This window comes from Streptomyces sp. NPDC021224 (assembly GCF_044332905.1).
In the GTDB taxonomy this organism is placed as follows: domain Bacteria; phylum Actinomycetota; class Actinomycetes; order Streptomycetales; family Streptomycetaceae; genus Actinacidiphila.
This window is the reverse complement of record NZ_JBIRPW010000016.1, coordinates 104,924-130,273: the sequence shown is the minus strand read 5'-3', so window position 1 is coordinate 130,273 and position 25,350 is coordinate 104,924. Positions and strand designations below refer to the sequence as shown.

General features: G+C 74.4%; 22 protein-coding genes. 10 read left to right on the top strand and 12 right to left on the bottom strand.

Annotation, left to right across the window (positions count from 1 at the left end):
* Positions 1–133: 133 nt before the first annotated feature.
* Entirely contained in the window at positions 134–1,210 is a 1,077-nt protein-coding gene (locus ACH4PY_RS30035) for a LacI family DNA-binding transcriptional regulator (protein ID WP_398189820.1), read from the bottom strand.
* A 372-nt stretch (positions 1,211–1,582) separates the two neighbouring features.
* Between ACH4PY_RS30035 and ACH4PY_RS30030 the strand changes: the two genes are divergently transcribed.
* Positions 1,583–2,296, top strand: a complete 714-nt coding sequence (locus ACH4PY_RS30030) for a hypothetical protein (protein ID WP_398189817.1) — start codon at positions 1,583–1,585, stop codon at positions 2,294–2,296.
* Between the two features lie 88 nt (positions 2,297–2,384).
* Here ACH4PY_RS30030 and ACH4PY_RS30025 read toward each other — a convergent pair whose 3' ends face one another.
* The 8 genes from ACH4PY_RS30025 to ACH4PY_RS29990 form a co-directional block, all read right to left on the bottom strand.
* Positions 2,385–3,692, bottom strand: coding sequence for an aspartate aminotransferase family protein (locus ACH4PY_RS30025; RefSeq protein WP_398189815.1), 1,308 nt, complete (start codon positions 3,690–3,692; stop codon positions 2,385–2,387).
* Between the two features lie 33 nt (positions 3,693–3,725).
* On the bottom strand, positions 3,726–4,739 hold the full coding sequence (locus ACH4PY_RS30020) for a ketoacyl-ACP synthase III family protein (protein ID WP_398189812.1): 1,014 nt from the start codon (positions 4,737–4,739) through the stop codon (positions 3,726–3,728).
* An 82-nt stretch (positions 4,740–4,821) separates the two neighbouring features.
* Positions 4,822–6,390 (bottom strand): amino acid adenylation domain-containing protein, encoded by a 1,569-nt coding sequence (locus tag ACH4PY_RS30015; protein WP_398189809.1) that lies wholly within the window; start codon positions 6,388–6,390, stop codon positions 4,822–4,824.
* On the bottom strand, positions 6,383–7,141 hold the full coding sequence (locus tag ACH4PY_RS30010) for a thioesterase II family protein (protein ID WP_398189806.1): 759 nt from the start codon (positions 7,139–7,141) through the stop codon (positions 6,383–6,385). The genes ACH4PY_RS30015 and ACH4PY_RS30010 overlap by 8 nt, the downstream gene beginning before the upstream one ends.
* 10 nt (positions 7,142–7,151) lie before the next feature.
* The gene (locus tag ACH4PY_RS30005) at positions 7,152–7,427 is read right to left on the bottom strand and encodes a phosphopantetheine-binding protein (protein ID WP_398189803.1); all 276 of its coding nucleotides are present in this window, start codon (positions 7,425–7,427) and stop codon (positions 7,152–7,154) included.
* 11 nt (positions 7,428–7,438) lie between these two features.
* Positions 7,439–8,383, bottom strand: coding sequence for a chlorinating enzyme (locus ACH4PY_RS30000; RefSeq protein ID WP_398189800.1), 945 nt, complete (start codon positions 8,381–8,383; stop codon positions 7,439–7,441).
* 266 nt (positions 8,384–8,649) lie between these two features.
* Positions 8,650–9,312, bottom strand: a complete 663-nt coding sequence (locus tag ACH4PY_RS29995) for an adenosylcobinamide amidohydrolase (protein WP_398189797.1) — start codon at positions 9,310–9,312, stop codon at positions 8,650–8,652.
* On the bottom strand, positions 9,309–10,346 hold the full coding sequence (locus ACH4PY_RS29990; protein WP_398189794.1) for a LacI family DNA-binding transcriptional regulator: 1,038 nt from the start codon (positions 10,344–10,346) through the stop codon (positions 9,309–9,311). The genes ACH4PY_RS29995 and ACH4PY_RS29990 overlap by 4 nt, the downstream gene beginning before the upstream one ends.
* A gap of 396 nt (positions 10,347–10,742) precedes the next feature.
* Between ACH4PY_RS29990 and ACH4PY_RS29985 the strand changes: the two genes are divergently transcribed.
* Together ACH4PY_RS29985 and ACH4PY_RS29980 are read left to right on the top strand one after the other, a co-directional pair.
* Entirely contained in the window at positions 10,743–12,287 is a 1,545-nt protein-coding gene (locus ACH4PY_RS29985) for a glycoside hydrolase family 30 beta sandwich domain-containing protein (RefSeq protein ID WP_398189791.1), read from the top strand.
* A gap of 412 nt (positions 12,288–12,699) precedes the next feature.
* Positions 12,700–14,049: a ricin-type beta-trefoil lectin domain protein gene (locus tag ACH4PY_RS29980; RefSeq protein ID WP_398189788.1), complete on the top strand. Its 1,350-nt coding sequence runs from the start codon at positions 12,700–12,702 to the stop codon at positions 14,047–14,049.
* A 60-nt stretch (positions 14,050–14,109) separates the two neighbouring features.
* Here the strand turns inward: ACH4PY_RS29980 and ACH4PY_RS29975 are convergent, their stop codons facing one another.
* Positions 14,110–14,760, bottom strand: coding sequence for a TetR/AcrR family transcriptional regulator (locus ACH4PY_RS29975; RefSeq protein ID WP_398189785.1), 651 nt, complete (start codon positions 14,758–14,760; stop codon positions 14,110–14,112).
* 118 nt (positions 14,761–14,878) lie between these two features.
* Between ACH4PY_RS29975 and ACH4PY_RS29970 the strand changes: the two genes are divergently transcribed.
* From ACH4PY_RS29970 to ACH4PY_RS29950, 5 genes are all read left to right on the top strand, one after another.
* A complete protein-coding gene (locus ACH4PY_RS29970; protein WP_398189782.1) occupies positions 14,879–15,559 on the top strand; it encodes a response regulator in 681 nt (226 codons plus the stop codon).
* A 68-nt stretch (positions 15,560–15,627) separates the two neighbouring features.
* On the top strand, positions 15,628–16,848 hold the full coding sequence (locus ACH4PY_RS29965) for a sensor histidine kinase (RefSeq protein ID WP_398189779.1): 1,221 nt from the start codon (positions 15,628–15,630) through the stop codon (positions 16,846–16,848).
* 134 nt (positions 16,849–16,982) lie between these two features.
* Positions 16,983–17,375, top strand: a complete 393-nt coding sequence (locus tag ACH4PY_RS29960) for a hypothetical protein (RefSeq protein WP_398189776.1) — start codon at positions 16,983–16,985, stop codon at positions 17,373–17,375.
* Positions 17,375–18,256, top strand: coding sequence for an ABC transporter ATP-binding protein (locus tag ACH4PY_RS29955; protein ID WP_398189774.1), 882 nt, complete (start codon positions 17,375–17,377; stop codon positions 18,254–18,256). The genes ACH4PY_RS29960 and ACH4PY_RS29955 overlap by 1 nt, the downstream gene beginning before the upstream one ends.
* Positions 18,253–19,926, top strand: a complete 1,674-nt coding sequence (locus tag ACH4PY_RS29950; RefSeq protein ID WP_398189772.1) for a hypothetical protein — start codon at positions 18,253–18,255, stop codon at positions 19,924–19,926. Before ACH4PY_RS29955 ends, ACH4PY_RS29950 begins: the two co-directional genes overlap by 4 nt.
* Here the strand turns inward: ACH4PY_RS29950 and ACH4PY_RS29945 are convergent.
* Positions 19,892–20,779 carry an alpha/beta fold hydrolase gene (locus ACH4PY_RS29945; protein ID WP_398189770.1) on the bottom strand — a complete coding sequence of 296 codons (888 nt, stop codon included), beginning with the start codon at positions 20,777–20,779 and terminating at the stop codon, positions 19,892–19,894. The genes ACH4PY_RS29950 and ACH4PY_RS29945 overlap by 35 nt on opposite strands.
* A gap of 112 nt (positions 20,780–20,891) precedes the next feature.
* Here ACH4PY_RS29945 and ACH4PY_RS29940 point away from each other — a divergent pair, with 112 nt between their 5' ends.
* Entirely contained in the window at positions 20,892–23,426 is a 2,535-nt protein-coding gene (locus tag ACH4PY_RS29940; RefSeq protein ID WP_398189767.1) for a BTAD domain-containing putative transcriptional regulator, read from the top strand.
* A gap of 25 nt (positions 23,427–23,451) precedes the next feature.
* On the opposite strand, the gene ACH4PY_RS29935 is transcribed toward ACH4PY_RS29940, so the two are convergent.
* A complete protein-coding gene (locus ACH4PY_RS29935) occupies positions 23,452–23,829 on the bottom strand; it encodes a hypothetical protein (RefSeq protein WP_398189764.1) in 378 nt (125 codons plus the stop codon).
* Positions 23,830–24,036: 207 nt separating this feature from the next.
* Here ACH4PY_RS29935 and ACH4PY_RS29930 point away from each other — a divergent pair, with 207 nt between their 5' ends.
* Positions 24,037–25,329: a helix-turn-helix domain-containing protein gene (locus ACH4PY_RS29930; protein WP_398189761.1), complete on the top strand. Its 1,293-nt coding sequence runs from the start codon at positions 24,037–24,039 to the stop codon at positions 25,327–25,329.
* The last annotated feature ends 21 nt before the right edge of the window (positions 25,330–25,350 follow it).

Below are 25,350 nucleotides of genomic sequence, written 5' to 3'. Positions count from 1 at the left end.
CGGGCCCGGCCGGGCGAACGTGTCGAATCGATTTCCTGACCGTCCCGGCAAGGTTAGGCACTGCCGGGCGGGCCGACAAGGGCGTTCCGGGCAGCAGCTGTTGCCCGGCCGTGGCCGGGGGGTACGGGCGGGGTCAGGCCGGCGGCGGGCGCAGCGCCCCGGCGTCCAGCAGCTCCGGTGCGAGCAGCACCCGCCGGGCCGCGCCGTCCGGCGCCGTTGCCTGCTCCCGGGAGCGCCCGCGCCCCCTGACCGGGCGGCGCGCGTCGGCGTCCTCGACGGCCAGCTCCACCGCGGTGGCGCTCATCGCGGGCACCGGCAGCTCGATCCGCGGCAGCCGCGCGCCCGCGGAATCGCCGGGCAGCGCGCCGACGACCACGACGGCCAGGTCCTCCGGCACCCGGCGGCCGAGCGCGGCCGCCGACGCCAGGACCTGGCCGCCCGCGGTCGGGTGCTGGACCACCAGCGCGGTGGGCGTCCCGGCAGGCCCGGCCAGCAGCGCCTGGAGCAGGGCGGCCGTCCCGGCCGGGTCGTCGGCGGTGTGCGCGACGCGGACCGCGGCGCCCGTCTCCCGGCCGCCGCGCCGGGCCCCGGCGATCCCGTACAGCGCGGCGCTGCGCCGGGCCCGCACCTCCTCCTCGGCGGGGCCGAGGTAGACGATCTCGCGGTGACCGGCGGCAGCGAGCTCGCGGACGGCGAGCACGGCGGCCCCCTCCCAGTCGAGGTCGATCCACGGCAGCGCGGCCTCGTCCGCCGGGCGCCCGATCAGGGCGGCGGGGAAGTCCAGTTCCCCGACCACCTCGATACGCGGGTCCTCCAGGTCGACGGCCATGATCACGGCGGCGTCCGCGAGGCCGCTCACCGCCACCCTCCGCAGGCCCGAGGCCTTGTCGCCCGAGGTGGCCAGCAGCAGGTCGTAGCCCAGGCGGTGGGCGGCGTCGGCGGTCTCGATCGCGAAGCGCCCGTCCACGGCGTGCCGCCCGCCCGCCGGGACGCCCGCCCCGCCGCCACGGGGCAGGGCCAGCGCCACGACATGGGTGCGGCCGCTGCGCAGCATGCGGGCCCCGGCCCGCGGGTGGTAGTCGAGCGCCTCGACGGCCTCGCGCACCCGCTGCCGGGTCTCCTCGGTGGTGCTGCGGTCGCCGTTCAGCACGTACGACACGGTGCTGGGGGCGACGCCCGCGCGCCGCGCGACGTCTCTGATGCTGGCCATCGTCGACCCTCCGGTCCGCCCTGGCAGGCGGTGCCGGGGAGAGCCGTCATCGTAACCACGGCGGGACCCCCGCCCCTGGCGCACCCGGAGCGGGGGGGCGGGCGGGACGGGAGGGGCGGGAATTTCCGGTGCAGCGGGTGTTGCGCTTCGATTATTCGACTGTCATCGTAAGCCGCATCCCCTCAACGGCAGCAGCGGACCTGACACATCATCCGTCGAAGCGCTTCGAACACGGCGCCGGAGCAGGCCGATCCCTGCCCTGCTCGCGCTCTCCGCCCCCACGCTCTCCGCATCCCCCGGATGTGCGCACGCGCCGCCCCGCGCCGCCCGCCGACGGTCGCGGCTGCCCCGGAGTTCAGATTGGAGCCCCCCATGCGCACAGCCCTGCGCAAGAAGCCCCGCACGCTCCTGCTCGGCCTGGTCGCCTCCGCGGCGGCCGCGGTCGGGCTGGCCGCCGCCCCCGCGTACGCGGCGACCTGGTCCTCCAGCGACCAGTGGGCCACCTGGTCGAACGGCGGCTACACCCTCTACAACGACATCTGGGGCAGCGGCGCGGGCCCGCAGACGATCTGGGCCAACTCGTACAGCAACTGGGGTGTCTGGGCGAACCACCCGAACACCGGCGGTGTGAAGTCCTACCCCAACGCCACCCGCTACGTGGGCAAGAAGCTGAGCGCGCTGCACTCGGTCAGCTCCAGCTTCGACGTGACCGTGCCGTCGAGCGGCGCGTACGAGACGGCGTACGACATCTGGGACACGGGCAACGCCTACGAGATCATGCTCTGGATGAACAAGACCGGCGCGGTCGGCCCGCTCGGCACCTCGCAGGGCAACGTCACCGTCGGCGGCAGCACCTGGACGGTCTACCAGGGCAGCAACGGCGCCAACGCCGTCTACTCCTTCGTCCGCACGTCCAACACCAGTTCCTCGACCGTCGATGTGCTCGCGGTGCTGAACTGGATCAAGAACACCAAGAAGTGGTTCGGCGACATCACGCTGGGCAACGTCCAGTTCGGCTACGAGATCACGTCCTCCTCGGGCGGCCTGGACTTCACGACGAACTCCTTCTCGGTGTCCTCCTCCTGACCGGCCCGCCACGCGACGCGGCGGCCCCACCGGACGGGTCCGGTGGGGCCGCCGCGTCCTCCCGTGGGGAGCGGTTCCGGAAGAGCCGTCAGCCGGCCGCCGGACGCAGGGCCGAGACGATGCCGGCGAAGCGCTCGGCCGCGAACTCCGCCTCCTGCGTCTCCATCGTCAGCGGGGGCATGAGCACGACGGTGTCGGGCGTGTAGTGCACCAGCAGGCCCTGCTCCCGGCACGCCCGCTCCAGGTCGCGCCGGTCCGGCATCGACAGCGGGCTGCCGTTGCCGTCGACCAGGTCCAGGCCCACGTACGCGCCGACGGTCCGGATGCCGGCGACGGCCGGTGCCCCCTTGAGCAGGTCGCCGAGCCGGTCGCCGAGGTAGGTGCCGAGTTCCCGGCCGCGCGCCACCAGGTCCTCGGCGGTGTACGCGCGGATCGCCGCGAGGGCCGCGGCGCACGCGACGGGGTGGCCGTCGGTGGTCGAGGCGTGCGCGAAGACCGTGCTGCCGGTGTCGAACGCGGCCTGGACGGCGCTGGTGGTGAGCACCGCGCCCAGCGCCGCGTAGCCCGCCGTGATGCCCTTGGCCAGGCACATCACGTCCGGCGACACCCCGGAGAGGCCGGCCGCGAACATCTCGCCCATCCGCCCGAAGCCCGTGAACGCCTCGTCGAAGACGAGCAGGATCCCGTGCTTCGTGCAGTAGTCGCGCGCGGCCCGCAGATAGGCGCTGGGCAGCGGCTGCCCGTTGCGCCCCTTGACCGGCTCGACGACGAACGCGGCGATGTTCTCCGCGCCCAGCGCGTCGAGCTGCCCGGCCAGCGCGCTGCCGTCGTCGTCGGCGGCCGGTTCGGGGATGTGCCGGTAGCCCTCCGGCATCGGCCCGAACGTCCAGTGCATGATGCGCTGCCCGCTCGCCGCCATGGCCGCCGTGGGGCTGCCGTGGTAGCTGTCGCGCAGGCCGACGATCAGCCGGCGGTCCCGGTGGCCGGTGTTGCGCTGGTAGGAACGGGCCATCAGGATCGCGCTCTCGACGGCGGCGCCGCCGGTGTGGCAGAAGCGCACCCGGTCCAGTCCCGCGGGGGCGATCCGGGTGAGCTCCCGGGCCAGCTCCACGACCACCGGCGCCGGCAGCTCCCACCGCACCATGCAGACGTACGGCAGCTCGCGGGCCTGCCGGCACATCGCGTCCACCACGTCCGCCCGGCCGTAGCCGAGCATCATGTTGCCCACCCCCGCGCGGGCGTCGAGGGCGCGGTTGCCGGCCGCGTCGATCAGCCAGCTGCCCTCTCCCCGGACCCACAGGTCCTGCGGGGTGTTCCGCTCCAGGATCGTGGACGTGGGGATCGTCCCGTGCCAGAGGGGGTAGTCGTCGCGGTCCCATGTGCTCGGCGTCGTCATGGCCGTCTCTTCCGGGGTCGGCGGTGCCTGGCGTTACTTGACGGGGGCCTGGACCACGGCGCAGGTGAAGGTGTAACCGCCCGAACCCTGGACGAGCATGCCGTACTCGCCGGGAGCCAGCTCGGCCTCGATGTCCACCAGGTTCGCCAGGAAGTCGCCGGCGCCCAGGCAGCCGGTGGTGCACTCCAGCTGGCGCGGGTGGTCGCCGATGAACTCCTTGACGGCGGGCTTGAACATGCCCTCGCGCATGTTCCGGGTCAGCCGCGGCAGCGCGACCACGCTGATGTCCTCGGGCTTGACGCCCGCCGTGGACAGCGCGCCCATGACCAGCTCGTACATCTTCGGCACCGAGAGCTTGACCATCCGCGCGGCCGAACCGGACTCACGGAAGACCTTGTTGGCGGCCCGCATGTCGATGGGCGTGCCGTGGCCGAGCGGGACGGAGGTGAAGTCGGCCTCGCCGCGCATCTGGATCTCCCACTGGGAGTCCGTGACCATGTTCAGCGACAGCAGGTGCAGGGCGTCCTCACCCTCCCCGGTGCGGCCGAGCACGACCGCGGTGCCCGAGTCGGAGTACGTCGCGTCGTCGTCGCTGCCCCAGCGGTCGAAGCCGGGCAGTGCGAACCGGTCGGCGGCGGTGACCAGGGCGGCGCTCGCGTCGGGGTTGGCGACCAGCCAGTTCGACGCGACCTGGAGCGCCACCGCGCCGCCGTTGCACAGCTGCTGGACGTTGATGGGCAGCGCGTCGTCGATCCCGGCGTGGTGGGCGACGTAGTGCGCCGGCGACCACATGTCGAAGCCCTGGTGGTAGCTGTGCGAGTGCACCACGCAGCCGATGGAGGCGGGCGCGACACCGCTGCGCTCCAGCGCGCTGCCCGCCGCCGTGACGGCCATCTGCGGCGGCGCCAGGTCCTCCGGGGCGACATGCAGTTCCGAGATGCCGATCCGCTCGATGTCCGCTGCGCTGAGCGCACCCTCCGCCGGGCTCTCCTTGCCTTCCGGAAGCCAGAGGGACGCCGCCTTGATGCTCAGCCCCGTCGCAGTCACTGTGTCCTCACCCTTCGTTCGTGTTCTCTCAGGTGTTTCGTTCGGGCGCCCGGTCCGGGCGTCCCGTCGGGGCGTGTCCCGGTCAGGCCTGCGCGTGCCGCTGCGCCAGCAGCGCGCGCTTGTCGACCTTGCCGGAGCCCGTCAGGGGGAAGCTCTCGCGCACGTGGATCTCGCCCGGCAGCATGTAGCCGGGAACCTTCGCCGCCAGGTGGTCGGTGCACGCCTTGGGTGTGAAGTCCTCGCCCGTCGGCACGACGAACGCCACCACGACCTTCTCCCCGTCGTCCTTCTCGGCGACGGTGACGAAGGCCTGCTTGACGCCGGGCGCCTCGTTCATGAAGTGCGCGATCTCGCCCAGCTCGATGCGGAAGCCGTTGACCTTGACCTGGTCGTCGAGCCGCCCCTGGAAGACGACGTTGCCGTCCTCCCGTACGTAGGCGCGGTCGCCGGTGTGGTAGAGCCGCACCTTCTCGCCGTCGATGTCGTACTCGACGTACTTCTTCGCCGTCAGCTCCGGCATCCCCAGGTATCCCGGCGACAGGCCGGGACCGGCCAGGCACACCTCGCCGGGCTCGCCGGGCGCGCACAGCACCCCGTCGCGGATGACGTAGAGCGCCGTGTTCTGGATGGGCAGCCCGATGGGCAGCGCGGACTCCCCCAGCACGGACTCCCGGACGGGGTAGTAGGTGGCGAACACCGAGCACTCGGTGGGCCCGTAGACGCTGACGACCCGGCCGTCGCCGTAGTACGCGCGGCCCTTCTCGATGTGCCGCAGCGAGTGCGCCTCGCCGCCGGTGAGGATGGTTGCGACCCCGTCGAAGACGGCCGGGGCCTCGTCCACGATCACGTTGAAGAGCGCCGTCGTCACGAAGACCGCGGTGACGCCGTTGTCCTGGACGATCCGCTTCAGCTCCGACAACCGGACGTAGTCCGACGGGTAGAGCACGCACGTCCCGCCCTGCAGCAGCGTGCCCCAGATCTCGAACTCGGCGGCGTCGAAGGCGACCGCGGCGAGCTGCGGGACCACCGCGTTCTCGTCGAGCTCGACGAAGCGGGAGTTGAACACCAGCCGGACGATGCCCTCGTGGCGGATCGGCACGCCCTTGGGGGATCCCGTCGAGCCCGAGGTGAAGACGATGTAGACGACGGCGTCCTGCGCGACCCGCAGCTCCGGGTCGGGCGCGGCGGTGTCCAGCCCGGCCGGGTCGGCGGAGATCACCGCGGCCTGCGGGAAGCGGACCTTCATATCGTCGGGGGCGTCGGTCAGCAGCGTGGCGCAGTCGGCCTGCCCGAAGATGCCGCTCAGCCGGTCGTCCGGCCACTTGCGGTCGAACGGCAGATAGGTGGCACCGCACTTGATGACCGCCAGCATCGCCGCGAGCATCTCCGGCGAGCGCTTGACGCACATGCCCACGACCTGGCCGGGCGTCACCCCGGCCGCGCGCAGCCGTACGGCCAGGCCGTTGGCCAGGCCGTTGAGCTCGCGGTAGGTGACCTTGCGCTCCTTGTGGACGACCGCGACGGCGTCCGGCCGGCGGGCGGCGGCGGCCTCGAACAGCTCCTTGAGGCTCTCCGCCGGGTAGTCGGCGTCCGTCCCGTTGATCTTCCCGTGAACGGCGAGAGCCTCATCCGAAAGGGCGATCTTATCCATTCGAATTCCCCAGACGTGTGTTGACTACTTGTGTGACGTGCTCTGGGTGGCTGTCCACGAAGAAATGTCCGCCAGGAATCTCGACCAGCTCGCAGTCCCGCCGGGTGAACCCTTTCCAGCCGCGCATGCTCGGCAGGCTGTCAATGGGGTCGTCCAGGCTGTAGAGCGCGGTGATGGGAACGTCCACACCCTCGGCGTGGCGGTCCTCCCATATCTCGGCGAGCCGGATCTCGCTGCGCACCGTCGGCAGGAGCAGACGCAGCAGCCGCTCCTTCTCGAACAGCTCCGCCGGTGTGCCGCCCATTCCCGCGACGGCACCACGGAAGTCACTTTCCGTCATTTCGTGCATGAAAGGGCGCGCCTGCGGCGAATCCGGGCTCCGGCAGCCGGAGACGAACAGCCTGCGCGTCATTCCCGGATACGCGGCCGCGGCCCGGTGGGACAGCTCGTACGCGAGCCGCCCCCCGAAGCTGTGGCCGTAGAAGGCGTGGCGGCGGTCCAGCCGCGGTGACAGCGCCTCGAAGACGTCGTCGACCAGCGGCTCCCAGCTCTCGTAGCGCGGCTCCTTCAGGCGCCGCCCCCGGCCGGGCAGGATCACGCACACCAGCTCGACGTCGTCCGCGATCCCGTCGCACCAGCCGCGGAAGGTCTCCGGACTCCCGCCGGCGTAGGGGAAGCAGAACAGCGTGCTGGCGGGTTCCGCCGCCGCGGCCCTGAGGGTCGTCACCCACCTGTCGTCGGTCGCCGCCACGCCCGGCCTGCTAGTCCGCTACCGCGTCGGCCGGCTTGGCGTTGCGCTGGATGCTGGCCACTATCTCCGTGAGCCGGCTCTCGGTGAACAGCTCGTCCGGCGGCAGCGAGTCGTCGCCGAACTCGCGCTCCGCGCGCTCCATGAGCTTCACCGCGCTCAGCGAGGTGCCGCCGGACTCGAAGAAGTCGTCGTCACCGGCCGACACCCGCAGGCCCAGCTGCTTGCACTCGTCGATGACCCACGCCAGCAGCGCGTCCGGTGCCATGCGGTCGTCCGTCTCGCTCATTTTCATCTCTCCTAGTGCACCGGGAAGCGGAATCCGTTGACGTTGCTGTCGACGAAGCGGTTGTGGCCGTACTTGTCCTCGCCGGACGTCAGCACGCAGCCGAACTTGTCCAGGCTGGCGCGCGCACCGAACTCCATCAGCTCGTCGGAGTACGGGTAGACGCGGACCTGCGTCGGCAGGTAGCGGGAGGCGAAGCCCAGGCGCATCCTGGTGTCGCTGCTGTTGGGGTGCGACGCGTGCATGAGCGTGGACCAGAAGAGGATGAACTGGCCCTGGCGCATGACCTGGGAGACGGCCTTGGACTCGTCGGGAGCCCAGTCGGGGTCCTTCTGCAGCTGCCGGTAGTCGTAGCCGAACAGGCCGCGCTTGACGCCGTCCTTGTCCATCTGGTTGATGATCTCCGGGTTGTACTCCATGATCTTCGACTCGTCGTAGTTCATGGACGTGTGGGTGCCCGGGATGAACTGCAGGCAGCCGTTCTCGACGGATGCCTCGGTGAAGGCGGTCCACGCGGTGATCGTGCCGCCGAACTCCGCGTCCTCCGGCCACACGATGTGCGGGTGCTTCGCGCCGTCGACGCTGGAGAAGTTGTCGGCCTGGTGCCAGTCCGTGCCCTCGTCGCCCGGGTACTTCGGGAACAGCTCGGTGCGCCAGCACAGCGTGTCGGGGCCGAGCAGGCTCGACACCCGGTCGACGATCTCCGGCCGGGTGATGTGCTCGGCCAGGAAGTCGACGTCCAGGTGCCGGTCGTAGCTGGCCGCCAGGTTGGTGTTGCCGGACACGGTCTGGCCGTCGGCGTACACGGAGTTCTTGGTCTTCAGCAGCTTCGGCCTGGTCTGCCGGAGATACCCTTCCATTTCCTCTTCGGTGTAGAGGTCAAATGGACCGATATAACCGTCGCGGGCGAACTGCTCAAGCTCTTCGGCGCTCAGCGCGAACGTTTTCGTACGAGCCATGTTTTCTCCCCGATCCTATATCGCACCCCAAGCTGCACCTGGAGCGGCATAAAGGCTGGATAATTCGGCCGCCGGCAACCCCCGGAGCAGCGCCGGAAAACTGGACGAAGAACTGAATGCGACATTAGCTGCGGAATACGCCGAGCGACAACCCCTATCCGGAGCGCGGCAACCCCTATCCGGCCAGGTGAACCGGGCAGGGGTATGCGGTGCGGCGAAGCGCAACGGGGGCGGTGAACCCCGCCCCGGGCCTTATCCGGAAGGCCTTACGGCACGGGCGCGGCGACCGACACGGCGGTGTGCACCGCGCGCGCCAGCCGGGCGCCCCACAGCGAGCGCGGTCCCGCGAAGGCGTGCGGCTCGCCCGGGGCGGAGCCGGGGGTGCGGGCGGCGACGCACACCGCGTCGGTCGGGGTGCCGGAGCAGTCGTACCCGACGTCCAGCAGGGCCTGCACCTTGGCCTCGGTGGCGGTGGCCACCGCGTTGACCAGAGCGCCGTCGGTGAGCGGCGCCGGGACGACGACGAGGATGTTGACCGTGCCCGGCGCGACCGGGGCCGGTACCCGCCCGGCGGGCGCCGCGGCCCAGCCGCGCACGCCGAGCCCGGCGGTGGCGAACGCGGTGACCCCGCCGTCCCGCCCCCGGCCGTACGAGCCGACGTCGGCGGCCGTCATGAGCCCGACCCCGGGCCCGTGCTCCCCCGCACCGGCAGCGAGCAGGGCCAGGTGCCGGTCCGGGTCCGTACGCCGGTAGCCGTGCGCCACCTGGGCGTTGAGCACCCACTCCCGCTCCCCGATGCCGCCGCCGAGGACCGCGCTGCTGACCATCCGCCACCCCGGCCCGGCCCGCCACAGCAGGGCCCGCAGGTGCTCGCCGTCCTCGCGGCGGAGCAGCAGCTCCACCCCGGGCCCGGCCTCCGGGCGGCTCACGCGGGCTGCGGGACGGGGCCCGTGGACTCGCGGACGACGAGGGGGGTGGCGAGTTCGACGTGCAGGGTGTCGACGGCGTGGCCGGCCACCAGGCGCATCAGCAGGGAGACGGCCATCCGCCCCATCTCCTCCAGCGGCTGGCGGGCGGTGGTGAGGGTCGGGGTGGTGCTGTCGCTCAGCTCGCTGTCGTCGAAGCCGGTCACCGAGAGGTCCTCGGGGACCCGCAGGCCCAGGCCCCGGGCGGCGCGCAGCGCGCCCGCGGCGGTCTTGTCGTTGAAGGCGACGATCGCGGTGGGCGGCTGCGGGTGGGCGAGCAGCGAGAGCGCGGCCCGGCGGCCCTCGTCGGCGGTCGGCTCGGTGACGTGCCGGATCAGCTCGTGGTCGGGCAGGACGCCGATCTCGGCGAGCGCGGAGGCGTACCCGACCAGCCGGTTGCGGCTGGCGAGCCAGTCGCGGGGGCCGCCGACGAAGCCGATCCGGCGGTGGCCGAGCCCGGTGAGGTGGCCGGTGAGCCGGCGGGCGCCGGCGGCGTGCGCGGCCGACACCGAGGCGACGTCCTCCGGGAGTTCGGCGCGCGGGTCGATCACCACCAGCGGGTAGTGCTGGGCGTGCAGGGCCCGCAGGTCCTCGGTGGAGCTGGGCGGCAGGACCAGGACGGCGCCCGCGAAGCCGGGGCGGCGGGGCAGCTCCAGCAGTGAGCCGCGGCTGCCCTGCGCGCTGCCGCCCGCCTGGACGACCGCCTTGCGGCCGTGCAGGTCGAGCGTCTCGATGACGGACGTGACGATCGTGCCGAAGTAGTCGGTGAGCTTGTACGGGCAGGACACGAAGACGGGGAGCACGGCCGCCTCCGGGGTGCCGGGGTCACCGGGAACGGCCACCCCGCCCAGCCGCCGGGCGGCCTGCCGGACCATCTCCTGCGTGGCGGGCGCCACCGCGTCCCGCCCGTTGATCACCCGGGAGACGGTGGCGATCGAGACACCGGCCTCGTCGGCGATGGCCCGGATGGTGACCCGCGACCCCGGCCGCCTACCCAACCGGGACAGAGCTCCGCTTCATGACGCGGCAGTCTATAGCAGCCCCTGACGCGCCGCGGCGCCTGCCGTCCCGCCCGGGTACGGGACACCCGCCGCTGGCCAACGGCGGTGCCCGGGGCGACGGACGGTACGGCACCGGGGCCCGGAGGACGTCAGCGACTGCCGCGTTTGCCGCAGGCATTGACTTGTCATGCGTCACCTGGTCTGATCCATCGGCGGCGGGGCAGCGGCCCAAGGACACCGGACGCGAGGTCACCATCCCTTCGCGACACGGCCTTTGGCGCGGTGCGCACCGCTCCCGGGCCCCCGGACCGCCGTCCGCCGCACCGCCGCCGCACGTCATCCGCACGCAACCCGGGCCCCGCCCACGCCGGGCCCGGCGAACGAGGAGGCACCATGAGGCGTTCCGTCCTGGCCGCGGGAATCGCGGCATGCAGCACGCTGCTGGTGGTCACGGGGACCGCCGACGCCCAGCCCGGCGGTCGCGGCGGGGGCGGGGGCTCGCCGGTGACCGGCACGTACTCGGCCGGCGCCGACCACGCCTGGCAGCCGCTGCCGGTGGTCCGCACCACCCGCGGGGGCACCGGCCCGGCGGACGCCACCGTCGTCGCCGACCCGGACGCCGTCCGCCAGCAGTACACCGGCATCGGCTTCTCCCTCGACGAGACCAGCGTCTCCAACCTGTGGAAGCTCACCCCCGCCAAGCGCCGCGAGACGATCCGCGCGCTCGTCGACCCCAGGACCGGCGCGGGCCTGAGCCGTTTCCGGGTCACCATCGGCAGCCCCGACGTCATCGAGCACCTGCCGTTCTGGTCCGAGGACGACGTCCCCGCGGGCCAGGAGGACTTCGGCCTGCGGCACTTCTCCATCCAGCGCGACATCGACCTGCACATCGTCGACACCATCAAGCTGATCCAGCACTACAACCCGCACGCCACCTTCTTCGCCTCGGCGTGGAGCGCCCCGGCGTGGATGAAGACCGACGACCGGTTCACCGGCGAGGTGGCGCTCAAGCCGGGCAGCAGCACGGACTACTACCAGGTCGGCAAGCTCCGCGACGACTGCATCGGCGTCTTCGCGCGTTACTACGCCGCGTTCGTCCGGGCCTACGCCCGGCAGGGCATCCGCATCGACGCGCTCACGCTCCTCAACGAGCCCGGCATGGACGTCGTCTACCCCGCGATGGACATCAGCGTCCCGCAGCAGCAGAAACTGGCCCTCGCGATCAAGAGCACCTTCCGCTCCCAGGACCTGCGCACCCAGCTGTACGTGCACGACTTCAACTTCTGGGACTGGCACGACCCCAACAGCACCGCCACCAAGAACTACTACCGGATCTTCCAGGACTCCGCCGACGGCACGGTGTCCGGCAAGGACGTGCTGAACGCCGCCGACGCCGTCGCCTTCCACCCGTACTGGGGCGACCCCTCCGTCATGAAGGACACCTACGAGCAGACCGGCAAGCCCGTCCAGCTCACCGAGACCAGCGACCTCGACCCCGGCACGATCCTGGACGACCTGCGGCTCGACGCGGGCTCGTACATCCTGTGGGCGCAGACCACCGACCAGGACGGCGGCACCCTGCACTGGACCGGCGAGCGGAACAACGACGTCGACTGGGACCAGGTCGCGGCGACGAACAAGTGGCCCGACCGGCTGGTGACGGTCGACACCACCACCGGTGGCGTCAGCTTCCGCGACGAGCTGTACGGCATCGGCCAGTTCGCGAAGTACCTGACACCGGCCGACACCCGGGTGGAGTCCAGCGCCGCGCAGAACGGCGTGAGCAACGTCGTCTTCCGCCGGGCGGGCGGCCACTGGACCGCGGTGCTCGGCAACTCGGCCGACACCGCGAAGCGGGTGACGGTCCGGGTGGGCCGCACGTCCTTCACCGCGAGCGTGCCCGCGCACGCGTACGCCACCTACCGCTGGACGGCCTGACCGCACACGGCACGGCAGCGGTACGGCAGCGGTGCGGCGTTTCCGCGCCCGCCGCTGCCGCGACCACGTCAGCCCGCCGCCCGCTCCGGGCCGCCCGCGCCGCGCGCCCTCCCGGGTGCGCGGCCGCCCGCGGCCGGGGCGGTCCCGTCGGGTGCGAACGGCCCGCCCACCCCGAGACGAGACTTCAACTCCTGTACGGGCAAAGGCGTCCCGCACCGTTCTCCGGCGTTGATGACCGCTCAACCTGAACGCACAGGTCAGCGCATCCGGCGCGGTGGATGCGAGTGGTGACGACACCAACTGCCAGTAAAGCTTCCTGACAGATGTCTTGACGTGGTGTCGTCAACACGCGCAAACTCCGGTCTGCTCGGCCGAGAACACCCCCACGCCCCCGGCTTCCACGGAGCACCTCATGCGCGTCAAACACTGCATCGCCACCGCAGCAGCACTCGGTCTCGCCGCCACCGGCGCCGTCCTCAGCGGTGCGGGCAGCGCCCAGGCAGCGGGCCCCGCCCTGCCGGCCCACTTCGCCGCCCCCTACCTCCAGATCGACGGCAACACCGCCAACGACATGGCGGCGGACATGAACGCCACCGGCCTGAAGAACTACACGCTCGCCTTCCTGATCCCGCGCTCGGGCTGCACCCCGTACTGGGAGGCGAGCGGCGAGGGCATTGGCGCGTACGCCTCGCAGATCAGCGCGCTCCAGGCGGCGGGCGGCAACGTGATCATCTCCTCCGGCGGCGCCGAGGGCGGCGAACTCGCCCAGACCTGCACCTCGGTGTCCTCGCTGACGGCGGCCTACGCCAACATCGTCAACACCTACGGCGTCAACCGGCTGGACTTCGACATCGAGGGCGGCACGCTCGGCGACACCGCCGCCAACCAGCGCCGCAACCAGGCGCTCGCCGCCCTCCAGGCGCAGAACCCGGCGGTCCAGGTCGCCTACACCCTCGCGGTGGACCCCGGCGGCCTGCCCTCCCAGGAGTACAACGTGCTCAGCGACGCCAAGAGCAAGGGCGTCAACGTCAGTGCCGTCAACATCATGACGATGGACTTCGGCGACGGCCAGAACGCGCTCAACGACGCCCTGTCGGCGGCCCGCGGCACCGCGAGCCAGCTCGCGGGCCTCTACGGCATCTCGACCGCGGCGGCGTACAACCGCCTCGGCCTGACCCCGATCGCCGGGCAGAACGACGACAACGAGTACTTCTCGCAGTCCGACGCCCAGACGCTGGAGAGCTTCGCCGCCACCAACGGCGTGCAGGAGCTGTCCTTCTGGGAGGTCGACTACTACGACAAGCCGGCCGGCTACGCCTACTCGCGGATCTTCAACCAGATCACCGGCGGCGGCAGCACGACCCCGCCGCCGAGCGGCGGCACCGGGCAGATCACCGGCTACGGCGGCAAGTGCGTGGACGTCGCGGGCGCGAGCAGCACCAACGGCGCGGCCGTCCAGCTCTACGACTGCAACGGCACGAACGCCCAGCAGTGGACGGTCGGTTCCGGAGGAACGCTCAAGGCGCTCGGCAAGTGCATGGACGTGAAGTCCGCGGGGACCGCCGACGGCACGCAGGTGCAGCTCTACGACTGCAACGGAACGGCGGCGCAGTCCTGGCAGAAGCAGTCCAACGGGGAGCTGGTCAACACCGGCTCGGGCAAGTGCCTGGACGCCACCGGGCCCAGCTCCGCCAACGGCACCCGGCTGCAGATCTGGACCTGCTTCAACAGCTCCAACCAGCACTGGACGCTGCCTTCCTGACCCGCGGCGCCCTTCCCCGTCCCGGTCCCCGCGCACCCCGCGGGGGCCGGGACGCACGCGTCAGGGGGCGTCCGGCGGCGGTTCGGTGAAGGCGCCCGCGGCCGCGGCCACCGCGGCGGCCGTCGCTGCGCGGTCGGGCAGCCCCGGGTCCGGCGGCATGCGCAGGAGCACCAGGTGGTGGTAGAGCGGCGCGGTGGCGGCGACCAGCAGGTGCCGGGCGTGGGTGCGCGCGGGGATCTCGCCGCGCTCGGCGGCGCGGTGCACGAGGATCTCGAAGCGGGTGTAGCGCTCGTCCCAGAAGCGCCGCAGGGCGCGGGAGGCCTGCTCGGAGCGGAAGGACGCGGCGATCAGGGCCGCGGTGACCGGCGGTTCGCCGGTGAGGACCAGGTGGATCTGCCGGTTGAGGGCGGCGAGGTCGCCCCGCAGTGAACCGGTGTTCTCCGGCTGCCAGTCGGCGCCGGCCGCGGCGTCGACGACATCGGCGAGCAGCCCGCCGATGTCCCCCCAGCGGCGGTAGACCGTCGTACGGTGGACACCGGCACGGGCCGCGACGGCGTCCACGGTGAGGGCGTCGTACCCGGTCTCCACCAGTTCCAGGAGCACCGCCTCGATCACCTGTAAGCGGATCCGCCGGGTGCGGCCGCCCGGACGGCGCCGGGTCCCCTCGGCATCCGCGGCGTCCGTTTCACTTGCGGGGCGCAAATGTTTCATGACGCTATGTTAATACAACACATATCGCGATAAGCCGGTGTCAACTGGCGTGAACACGCACATATGGGTTCGCCCGCCCCGCTCGCCCCACCCGGCCGCATGGCACCATGGGCCGATCATGACCATACGTGTGCTGATCGCCGACGACCAGGAAATGGTGCGGCGCGGGCTGCGCCGGACCCTGGAGAGCCAGCCGGACATCACCGTCGCGGGCGAGGCCGCCGACGGTGTCACCGCGCTCGCGCTGGACCGCGAACTGCGGCCGGACGTCGCCCTGGTGGACGTCCGGATGCCCGGTCTGGACGGGCTGGAGGTGACCCGGCGGCTCGCGGGCGGCCCGGAGGGCGTGCGCGTCGTGGTGGTCACGACCTTCGACCTCGACGAGTACGTGTACCCGGCGCTGCGGCACGGCGCCTCCGGCTTCCTGCTCAAACGCTCCGGCCCCGCGCTGCTGGTGGAGGCGGTGCGCGCGGCGGTGGCCGGCGACCAGCTGGTCAGCCCGTCGGTGACGGTGCGGCTACTGAAGGAGGTGACCGGCGCGAACCGGGGCCGACCCGCCCCGGCCACGCCGGAGGAGCCGCTCACCGAACGGGAGGCCGAGGTCGCCGGGCACGTGGCGCTCGGCAGGACCAACGCGGACATCGCCCGCGAACTGTTCATCTCGGCCGGCACGGTGAAGACCCATGTCGCCGCCGTCCAGCGCAAGCTCGGGGTGCGCAACCGGGTCGGCATCGCGGTGTGGGCGTGGGACGCGGGGCTCGCCGACCCCGTCCGTCCCCCGGGGGACCCTGCCCGGTGAACGGCACGGCGGAAACGGACGGCCCGGGCTCGGCGGCGCGCGCCGCGGACGTCGGAGAAAGCTGCGCGGTGAACGACGCGACGGAACGGGACGGCCCGGACCTCGCGGCGCCCGCCGCGGACCTCCCCTCCGGGGAGACGGAGGGCGGGCGGCGGCTCGGCCTCGCCGTAGGGCTCGCGGTGCTCGTGCTGCTGCCCGCTCTCGCCGGGCGCCCGGTCGCCCTGGTGACGGCGGTGCCCGCCGCGCTGGCCGCCTTCACCGCGTGTCTGCGTGTGCCCTGGCGCCGGGTGGCCGGTGTGCCCGCCGCGCCGCTCCTCGCGGTGTGCCTCGCCTCACCGGCCGCCGACGCCGCTTTCCGGGGGCCGAAGGGGTACGTCGTGCTGTGGGCGGTGGCCGAACTCCCGGCGCTGCTCGTGCTGCTGCTGCGGACCGCACGCCGGGCGCCGCGGCGGACGGCCCTGGTGCTGGGTCCGCTGCTGGCGCTGGGCGCGGTGCTGATGCCGCTGCGGCTGCTGACGGCCGACCCGCCCGTGGCGCCGCACGCGGTCGTACCGAGCTGTGTGCTGGGCCTCTTCCCGGCGGGGCTCGCGGCGGGTGTGGGCCTGTACTTCCGTGCCGTCGAGGCGCGGCGGGTCCGCGCCGTCGCGGGCGCGCTGCACGCCCAGCGGCTCCAGGTCGCCGCGGATCTGCACGACTTCGTCGCGCACGAGCTGACCGGCATCGTCGTCGAGGTGCAGTCCGCGCGCTGGGCGGGCGGCCTCGGCCCGCAGGAGACGGCGGAGCTGCTGGCCCGCGTGGAGGCGGCCGGGGTAAGGGCGCTGGACTCCATGGACCGCACGGTCCGTTCGCTGCGCGACGGCGCGGCGCCCGCCCGGCCGCACGGCCTCGCCGACCTGCCCGGCCTGGTCGGCCGCTTCGCCGGCGCGGCGGGAGCGGGGCCCCAGGCCGAACTGCTCCTGGAGCCGAGCCTGGACGGGGTCCTCGCCCGCCCCGCGGAGGACGCCGCCTACCGGGTGGTCGTCGAGGCCCTGACCAACGTCCGCCGGCACGCCACGGGCGCGGCCCGGGTCACCGTGACGGTCGCGCGCACCACCGGTACGGCCTCGCCGGGCGGCGTGCGGGTGACGGTCACCGACGACGGCGGTGGCGCGCCGCCCCGCAAGGCCCCGCGCCACGGCGGCGGTACGGGCCTGGCGGAGCTCTCCTTGCGCGTCACCACCCTCGGCGGCTCCCTGACCTGGGGCCCGCACGGCGACGGCTGGCGGGTACGGGCGCTGCTGGCCGTATGACGGCGACCGACCTCCACGCGGAGCCGGGCCCGCGGCCTTCCCGCACCCCGATATCTGCCGAACGGCAGATGCGCGGACCGTGCCCGTTCGCGGAGGCTCGGGGGGTCTGATCACCGACCCCTCCGGAGGACCGCGTGCGCCCCCTCGTCCCGGTCGGCGCCAGTGCGTCGGCCGCCGTCCTGCTCGTCCTCGGCTCGCTGACCGCCTGCTCCGTGGACGCGAAGAACGCCACCCCGCACAGCACGGCGTTCGCGTTCAGCGGCGACACCCTCGACGTCCGGGCGCACGACGTCCCGACCGACCTCGTCGCCGCCGACCGCGAGGACGTCGAGGTCACGCGCTGGTTCGACGCGAAGGCCGGCAGCAAGAAGACGCTGGTGTGGAAGCTGCACGGCGGCGTTCTCGACCTGGACGCCCGCTGCAAGGGGCTCGCGCTGTGCGACGCCCGCTTCCGGGTGGAGGTGCCGCGCGACGTGACCGTCCTGCGCGACGGCCGCCCCACGAAGCTGAAGGGGGCGAAGCACTGATGCTGGAGCTGATCGACGTCACCAAGACCTACCGCGGCGGCAAACGCGCCGTCGACGGGATCACGCTGCGGCTGGCCCCCGGCATGCTGGGCCTGCTGGGGCCGAACGGCGCGGGCAAGTCCACCCTGATGCGCATCGCCGCCACCGTCACCCGTCCGGGCACCGGCCGTGTGCTGTGGCACGGCGCCGACGCCGTCGCCCGCCCGAACGCGCTGCGCGCGGCGCTCGGTTACCTCCCCCAGGACTTCGGGGTCTACCCGAACCTGTCGGCCCCCGAGTTCCTGCGCTACCTCGCCGCCGCCAAGGGCCTGTCCGCGCGCACCGCCCGCGCCCGGACCGCCGAACTGCTGCGGCTGGTGAACCTGGAGGAGGCGGGCAGGCGCCCGCTGAAGGGCTATTCGGGCGGCATGCTGCGCCGCGTGGGCATCGCCCAGGCGCTGCTCGCCGATCCGCAGGTGCTCGTCGTGGACGAGCCCACCGCGGGGCTCGACCCCGAGGAGCGGGTCCGCTTCCGCAACCTGCTGAGCGACCTGGCGGCCGACCGGATCGTGCTGCTGTCGACGCACATCGTCTCCGACGTCGAGTCCGTCGCCCGCGACATCGCCGTGGTGGCGCGCGGCCGCCTCCTCTACCGCGGGACCCCCGAGGAGCTGCTGCGCCGCACCGCGGGACTGGTGTGGGAGCTGTCGGTACGGCCGGAGGACCTCGCGGAGCTGCGCGCCCGGCGCACCGTCAGCCGCATGGTGCGCACACCCGGCGGCGTACGGGTGCGGCTGCTGGACGGCCACCGGCCCGCACCCGACGCGGTGCCCGTGGAACCGGACCTGGAGGACGCCTACCTGGCGACCGTCGCGGCGCCGGAAGAGCGGGCCGCCTCATGAGCACCGTGGCACCGGCAGGCGCGGGAGCCGGTGCGCGGGCCGGGAGCGGGGTGCGGGCCGGGTTCGGCGCGGTCGCCGGGGTCGCCCTCGCCGACCTGCGCGACCGGATCCGACGCCCGTCGTTCGCCGTCACGCTGCTGGCGGCCGTCGCCCTGGGGTGGCTGGCCGTCCCGGCGCCCGGCGCGCACTGGGTGGTCCTGCAGATCAGCGACCACCGCGGGACGTACAACAGCGCGTACGTGGGCCTGGCCACCGCGCTCGCCGGGACGCTGTGGCTGGCGCTCGGCGGCTTCTACGTCGTACGGGGCGCCCCGGCGCGCGACGAGTCGTCCGGCGTGGGCCGGCTGCTCGCGGCCACACCGCTGCGGACCACCGCCTACTTCGCCGGGAAGCTGCTCGGCAACGTCCTGGTGCTCGCCTCGATGCTCGGGGTGCTCGCGGTGACCGCGCCGGTGATGCAGCTGCTGCGCGGGAAGTCGCGGACGGTCGACCCGGTGGCGCTGCTGCTGCCCTTCGCCGTGGTCGCGCTGCCGGTGATCGTCGCCGTCGCGGCGGCCGCGCTGCTCGCCGACACGGTGCCGGGGCTGCGCGGCGGGCTCGGCAACGTGCTCTGGTTCTTCGTCTGGCTCACGCTCGCCTTCGCCGGGCAGGGCCCGCACGCGCCGCTCGGCGGCATCGGCGTGCACGAGGCCACCCGGTCCATGGAGGCCGACCTGCTCGCCCAGGCGCCCGGCGCGCACGGTGAGTTCAGCCTCGGCTTCACCTACACCGACACGCCGCTGCACACCTTCACCTGGGACGGCTTCACGCCCACCGCGCACTTCCTGCTCGGCCGCGCCGCGCTCGTCGCCCTCGCCGTGCTCTGCGCGCTGCTGCCGGGCCTGTGGTTCGCCCGCTTCGACCCGGCCCGCACGCACACCCGGCGCGGGGCGGCCGCGCCCGTGAGCCCGGTGTCGCGGGAGCAGCCCGCGGCCCCACGCCCGACGGTCCCCGTCCAGGGCCCGCTCACCCCCGCCAGGACCGGCGGCCTGCTCTTCCCCCGCCTGTACGCCGCCGAGCTGCGGATCCTGGTGCAGGGCGCCCGCTGGTGGTGGTGGAGCACCGCCGCGGTGCTGACCCTGACCGCCTTCGCGGCGACCGGCAGCGGCGCGACCCGCTTCGTACTCCCCGCGGCCTGGATCTGGCCCGTCCTGCTGTGGTCGCGGCTCGGCTCCCAGGCCGCCGAGCACCGGGTCGACGCGCTGCTCGGCGCGGCCCCCCGCCCGCACCGCCGGGTGCTGGCCGAGTGGGCGGCCGGGGTGACCCTCACCGCGGCGACCGGGCTCGGCCCGGCGGCGGTCCTGCTGCGCGACGGCGACTCCCCCGGCGTGGCCTGTTGGCTGGCGGCCACCGCGTTCGTCCCGTCGTTCGCGCTGGCGCTGGGCACCCGCAGCCGCAGCCACCGGCTGTTCCAGGCACTCTACGTACCGCTCTGGTACGGCGCCGCGAACGGCCTGGGCGCCCTCGACTTCATGGGCACCACCCGGGCCCCCGGCACCAGTGCCACGCTCCCCCCGGCCGCCGTGGCCGCCCTGTCCGTGCTGCTGCTCGCCAGTGTGCTGGTCCCGCTGCTGCGCGCACCGGCCGCGGCGCGGCTCAGCGGGCCAGCAGGTCCCGGAGCGCCACGGTGACCTCGTCGGGCGCCTCCTCGGCCATGAAGTGCCCGGCCCGGGTCAGCCGGTGGTCCAGGTCGGGCGCCCACGCCCGCCACACGGCGGCGGCGTCGTAGCCGAGCTGCGCGCCCCAGTCCTGCTGGATCACCGTCACGGGCATCGCCAGCTGCGACCCGGCGTCCAGGTCGGCCTGGTCGTGCTCGACGTCGGCACCGGCCGAGGCCCGGTAGTCCGCGACGATCGACGGCACGGCCGCGGCACTCGCCCGCAGGTAGACGGCGCGCACCTCGGGCGGCATCGCGGCCGGGTCGGCGGCCCAGGCGTCGAGGAAGGAACCGAAGAAGGCGTCCGCGCTCGCCGCGATCATCGTCTCCGGCAGGCCCGGCGGCTGCGCCATGAGGTAGAGGTGGTAGCCGACCGCCGCGGACACCCCGTGCAGGACGTCCCACATGTCCAGGGTCGGCACGATGTCGAGGATGCCCAGGTGGGTGACGGTCTCGGGGTGGTCGAGCCCGGCCCGGAAGGCGACCAGGGCGCCCCGGTCGTGACCGGCGAGCGCGAAGCGCTCGTGGCCGAGCGCCGCCGCGAGGGCCACGACGTCGGCGGCCATCGCGCGCTTGGCGTACGTGCCGGGGCCGGTCGCGGCCGGCTTGCCGCTGTCGCCGTAGCCCCGCAGGTCGGGGCAGATGACCGTGTGGTCGGCGGCGAGCCGCGGGGCGACGTGCCGCCACATCAGGTGGGTCTGCGGGAAGCCGTGCAGCAGCACGACGGGGCTGCCGCTGCCGCCGACCGCGGCGGCGATCCGCACACCGTCCGCGCCGGGCAGGCGCACATGCTCGAAGCCGGGGATACCGGGGGTGCCGGGTGCCATGGGGAACCGTCCTTCGCTGGGAGGAGCCGACCCGGCCGAGCTTGGGCGACGGCGATCAGCAGCCGATCAGCACGGTGCGGCGCGGCGGGCCGCGGGCACGGAGGATGGGGGTATGCGCATCGACGTCCTCGGCACCGTTCGGGCCCGCAACGACGACGGCAGCCCTGTCGCGCTGGGCGGGCCCCGCCACCGGGAGGTGCTCGCCCGGCTCGTCGCCGCCGAGGGGCGGATGGTCGGCACGGACACCCTCGTCGGCGACCTCTGGCCGGACCCGCCCGCCCGCGCGGTCGGCGCCCTGCGCACGTTCGTCGCCGCACTGCGCCGAGCCCTCGAACCCGACCGCCCGCCCCGCCACCCCCCGCGCCTGCTCGTCACGGAAGGCCCCGGCTACGCGCTGCGCCTCCCCCGCGCCGACGTCGACGCCCAGCGCTTCGAGGACGCCCTGACCGCCGCCCGCCGCGACCCCGCCGCCCCGGACGCGGCAGCCGCCCTCACCACCGCCCTCGCCACCTGGCGCGGCCCCGCCTACGCCGACGTCCCCGCCTCCCCCTGGGCCGACCGCGAACGCACCCGCCTGGAGGAACTCCGCCTGGAGGCCGTGGAACTGCGCGCCCGCATCCTCCTCGACACACCACCGGGCCCCGGAGCGGAACCGAGCACCTGGCCTGCGAGCAGTACCGAGACGCGGGACGTCCCCGGCCCCGACGGCGCACCCGCCTCGCGGGAGGCCGCGACGACCGCGGCGCAGCGACACCCGCCGCGGGGCACGGAGGACGTGGGCCGTGACCCCGCCGGGCACGGGACCGGGGCCGCCGACGGCACGGACACCGGGGACCGGGATGAGACGCCCGCCGCACCCAACCGACACCCGCACCAGGCCGACCCGGACCGAGCCCGTCACATCGCCCCGCACGGGACCGGGGCCGCCGACGGCACGAACACCACAGCCAGCGAACGGAATGAGCCGCCCGCCGCACCCAACCGACGCCCGCACCAGGCCGACCCGGACCGGGCCCGAACGGGGGCCGCCGACGGCACGAACACCACGACCGGGCACGCGGACGGAGCGCAGGGCGCCCGGAGCGGGACCGGAACTGGCGCACCGGACCGGGCCTGTCGCACCGCCGGGACCGGGTCCGAGGACGCCGACGCCGCCGACCCGCGCGAAGGCCTGCGCGACGCCCCGGACATGGCAGGGCCGCAGGGCAGCCCCAGCGCCGAGGGCGAGGCGTACGGCGCCGGATCGGGTGTGGCCGCGCTCGTCGCCGAGCTGGGGGCGCATGTCGCCGCGCATCCGTGGCGGGAGCCCGCGTGGGGGCTGCTCGCCCGAGCGCTGCACCGTGCGGGGCGGCAGGCCGACGCGCTGGCCACCCTGCGGCGGGCCCGGGAGATGCTCGCCGACCGGCTCGGGCTCGACCCCGGCCCGGCGCTGCGGCGGGTGGAGGCGGAGATCCTCGGTGCGGACGCGCCCGCCGGGTGGGCGGCCCCGGGGGTACGGCTCGGGCCGCGCACCACCGTGGACCTCGCCCGTACGCTCGCGTTCGCGGGCGGCGAGGCGCTGGTGGCCTCGCGGCGCGACCGGCTCGCCGCGATCCGCGCGGCGGAGCGTACCGGGGACCCCGGGCTGACCGCGCGGGTCATCGGCGCCTACGACGTGCCCGCGCTGTGGAGCCGCGCCGACGACCCGGCCCAGTCGCGCGCGGTGGTCGCGGCCGCCGAGCGCACGCTCGCCGCGCTCGGCTCCGCTGCCCCCGCGCCCGTGCGCGCCCGCCTGCTCGCCACGGTCGCGGTCGAGAGCCGCAGCGCGGGCCTCTCCGCCGCGGAGCGGGGGCGGGCCGGGCGGGCGGCGCGGCGGGCCGAGGCCCTGGCCCGGGAGGCGGACGACCCCGCCCTGCTGGCCTTCGCGCTCAACGGGACCTTCCTGCAGTCCTTCACCCGCCCCGGCCTCGCCGGGCCGCGGGACGGGATCGGCGCGGAGATCCTCGCCCTGGCGGGCGGCCACGACCTGCCGGGCTTCGCGGTGCTCGGGCGGCTCGTCCGGCTGCAGTCCGCCTCGGCGCTCGGCGACCTGGACGCCGCCGCCGGGCACGCCGAGGCCGCCGAACGGCTCGCCGCCGTCACGGAGGCGCCGCTCGTGCCCGTCCTCACGGGCTGGTTCCGGGCCCGCGCCGCGGCCGCGCGCAGCGCCGGGAGGGGCGGGCCGTCCGCCGCCGAGGCGGCGTCCCGCTACCGCGAGGCCGAGGCCGCTCTGCGGACCGCGGGGATGCCGGGGCTGCACCGCGGCCTGTTCGCGCTCGCCCTGCTGGGCCTGCGGCTGCTGCACGACCGCCCGGCGCCCACCGACCCGCGTCTGGACTGGGGCCCGTACCTGCCGTGGGCGCGGCCGCTGGTGCTGCTCGCGCAGGACCGCGCGGACCAGGCGCGTACCGCGCTCACCGCGCTGCCCGAACCGCCGCGCGACCACGTGCAGGAGGCACTGTGGTGCCTGACCGCCCGCGCCGCGGTACGCCTCGGCGAACCCGGCACGGCGGCCCGCGCCGCACGGGCCCTGCGCGACGCCCGGACGGAGGACGCCGGGGCCGCGAGCGGCATGCTCACCCTGGGTCCGGTGGCGGGGTATCTGGCGGAGGCGGAGGCCGCGGCCTGACCCCGCGCAGGGCGCGGACGCGCGCTCAGCCCACCCCCGCCGCCTCGTCCCGGGCGACCTTCAACGCCCAGAGCACCAGCGGGAGCTGGACGGGCAGCCGGGCGTAGGCCACCGCTCTGAGGGCGGGGTGGCGGCGCCGCCAGTCGTAGGCCATCTTCACGTTGGCCGGGAAGACGGCGACGAACAGGCCCGCGGTGAGCAGCGCCGCGGGGCGCCGGGTCGCCGGGGCCAGCAGGGCGGCGGCGAGGGCGAGTTCGGCGGCGGCGCTCGCGTTCGTCCAGTCCCGCGGGCGCCCTGGCAGCGACCGCGGGACGATCGCGTCGTACGGCTTCGGCACGGCGAGATGCGTGACCCCGGCCCCGGCGAGCAGGCCGGCGAGCAGACGGGCGGAGCGGACGGACACCGCGGCCTCCTGGATGGGCGGGGCCGGCCCGGACGACCGGCTACCCGTCGGTAATACCACGGCGGCGGCGCCATGGGCACGGCCCGGCGGAACGCACCTCCGGTGGCGGAATCCGATCGTCCGAAGTGCCCCCGAGGGTGGTCATGAAGAGGGTAATCTGACGATATCTCACACCGTCGCGGTACCGACCCGGGGGGAAGCGGGCAGGTGGTGCAGCGCACGGCCGGCCACGGCCGCACAGAGCACGAGGCGGAACAGGAAACGGAGCAGGATCCGGCGCAAGGGGCGGCGCCGGGGACGGAGTTCGGGAGGGAACTGCACCGGCTGCGTGAAGCGGCCGGCATGTCCCTGCGCACGCTCGCCCGCGAGGCGCAGTGCAGCCCCGCGCACCTCAGCCGGATCGAGCACGGCCAGCGGCAGCCCGGCCACGGTGTCGCCCGGCTGCTGGACCGCGCGGTGGACGCCCGCGGGCGGCTGCTCGCGCTGCTGACCGGCGACGGCGCGCGGCACACGCAGGACGCGCCGGGCGACCCTCCGGACGGGTCGGCGGACGGCCCGGCGGGACCCGTCCCCTGGGTGCCGGACCCGCGCGACTCCGCCGCCGTCGCCGCCGCGTTCGGCGCGGCGGTCTGGCACCTGCGGGTGCTGGGACGGCAGGTGCCCGCGCACGTCGTCCTGCCCGGCGTCGCCGAACAGGCCCGCTCGCTGCGGGAGATCGCCCTCGCCGGGCGGACCCCCGACCGCACGCTGCTGCGCCTGGCCGCGCACACCGCGGAGTTCGCCGGCTGGATGGCCCAGGAGAGCGGCCGCCCCGCGGAGGCGGCCCGCTGGACCGCGGAGGCCGGCCGCCTCGCGTCCCTGGGCCGGTTCCACGACCTGCGCGCCTACAGCAGGGTCCGGCAGGCGGAGCTGGCGATGTACGCGGGCAGCGCGGCCACCGTGGTCGAGCTGTGCGAACGGGTGCGGCACTCCCGCGAGTACGGCGTACGGGTCCGCGCCTTCGCCGCCCAGCGCGCCGCCCAGGGCCACGCCATGCGCGGCGAGGTCGTCGCCGCCATGCGGGCGCTGGAGCAGGCCCGCGAGCTGTGGTCCGCGCAGCCGGACGAGCGGCCCGACGCACTGCTCATCGGGTCCGCCGCGATCGGCGACCCCGGGCAGCTCGTGACGGGCTGGTGCTGGACGGACCTCGGCCGCCCGCGCCTTGCCGCCGAGCTGCTGCACACCGCGCTGGGCCCGGCCCACCGCGTGGAGGGCCGCCGGATCCGCGCTCTCTTCGGAGCGAGGGCCGCACGGGCGCTGGCGGAGGGCGGCGAGGTGCAGGAGGCGGTGGAGCTGGGCCGCCGCGCGATGCGGGCCGCGTCCGCCACGCACTCCGCGACGGCGCGCGGCGAACTGCGCCTGCTCGCCGTGGCGTTGGAGCGCGCCCCGCAACACCGCCCGGCCACCGACCTGGTCCGCGCGATCCGCGCCCTGCCCGGCCGGGACGGCGGCCGGGGTTGACCCGTGGATGACCTCCGAACC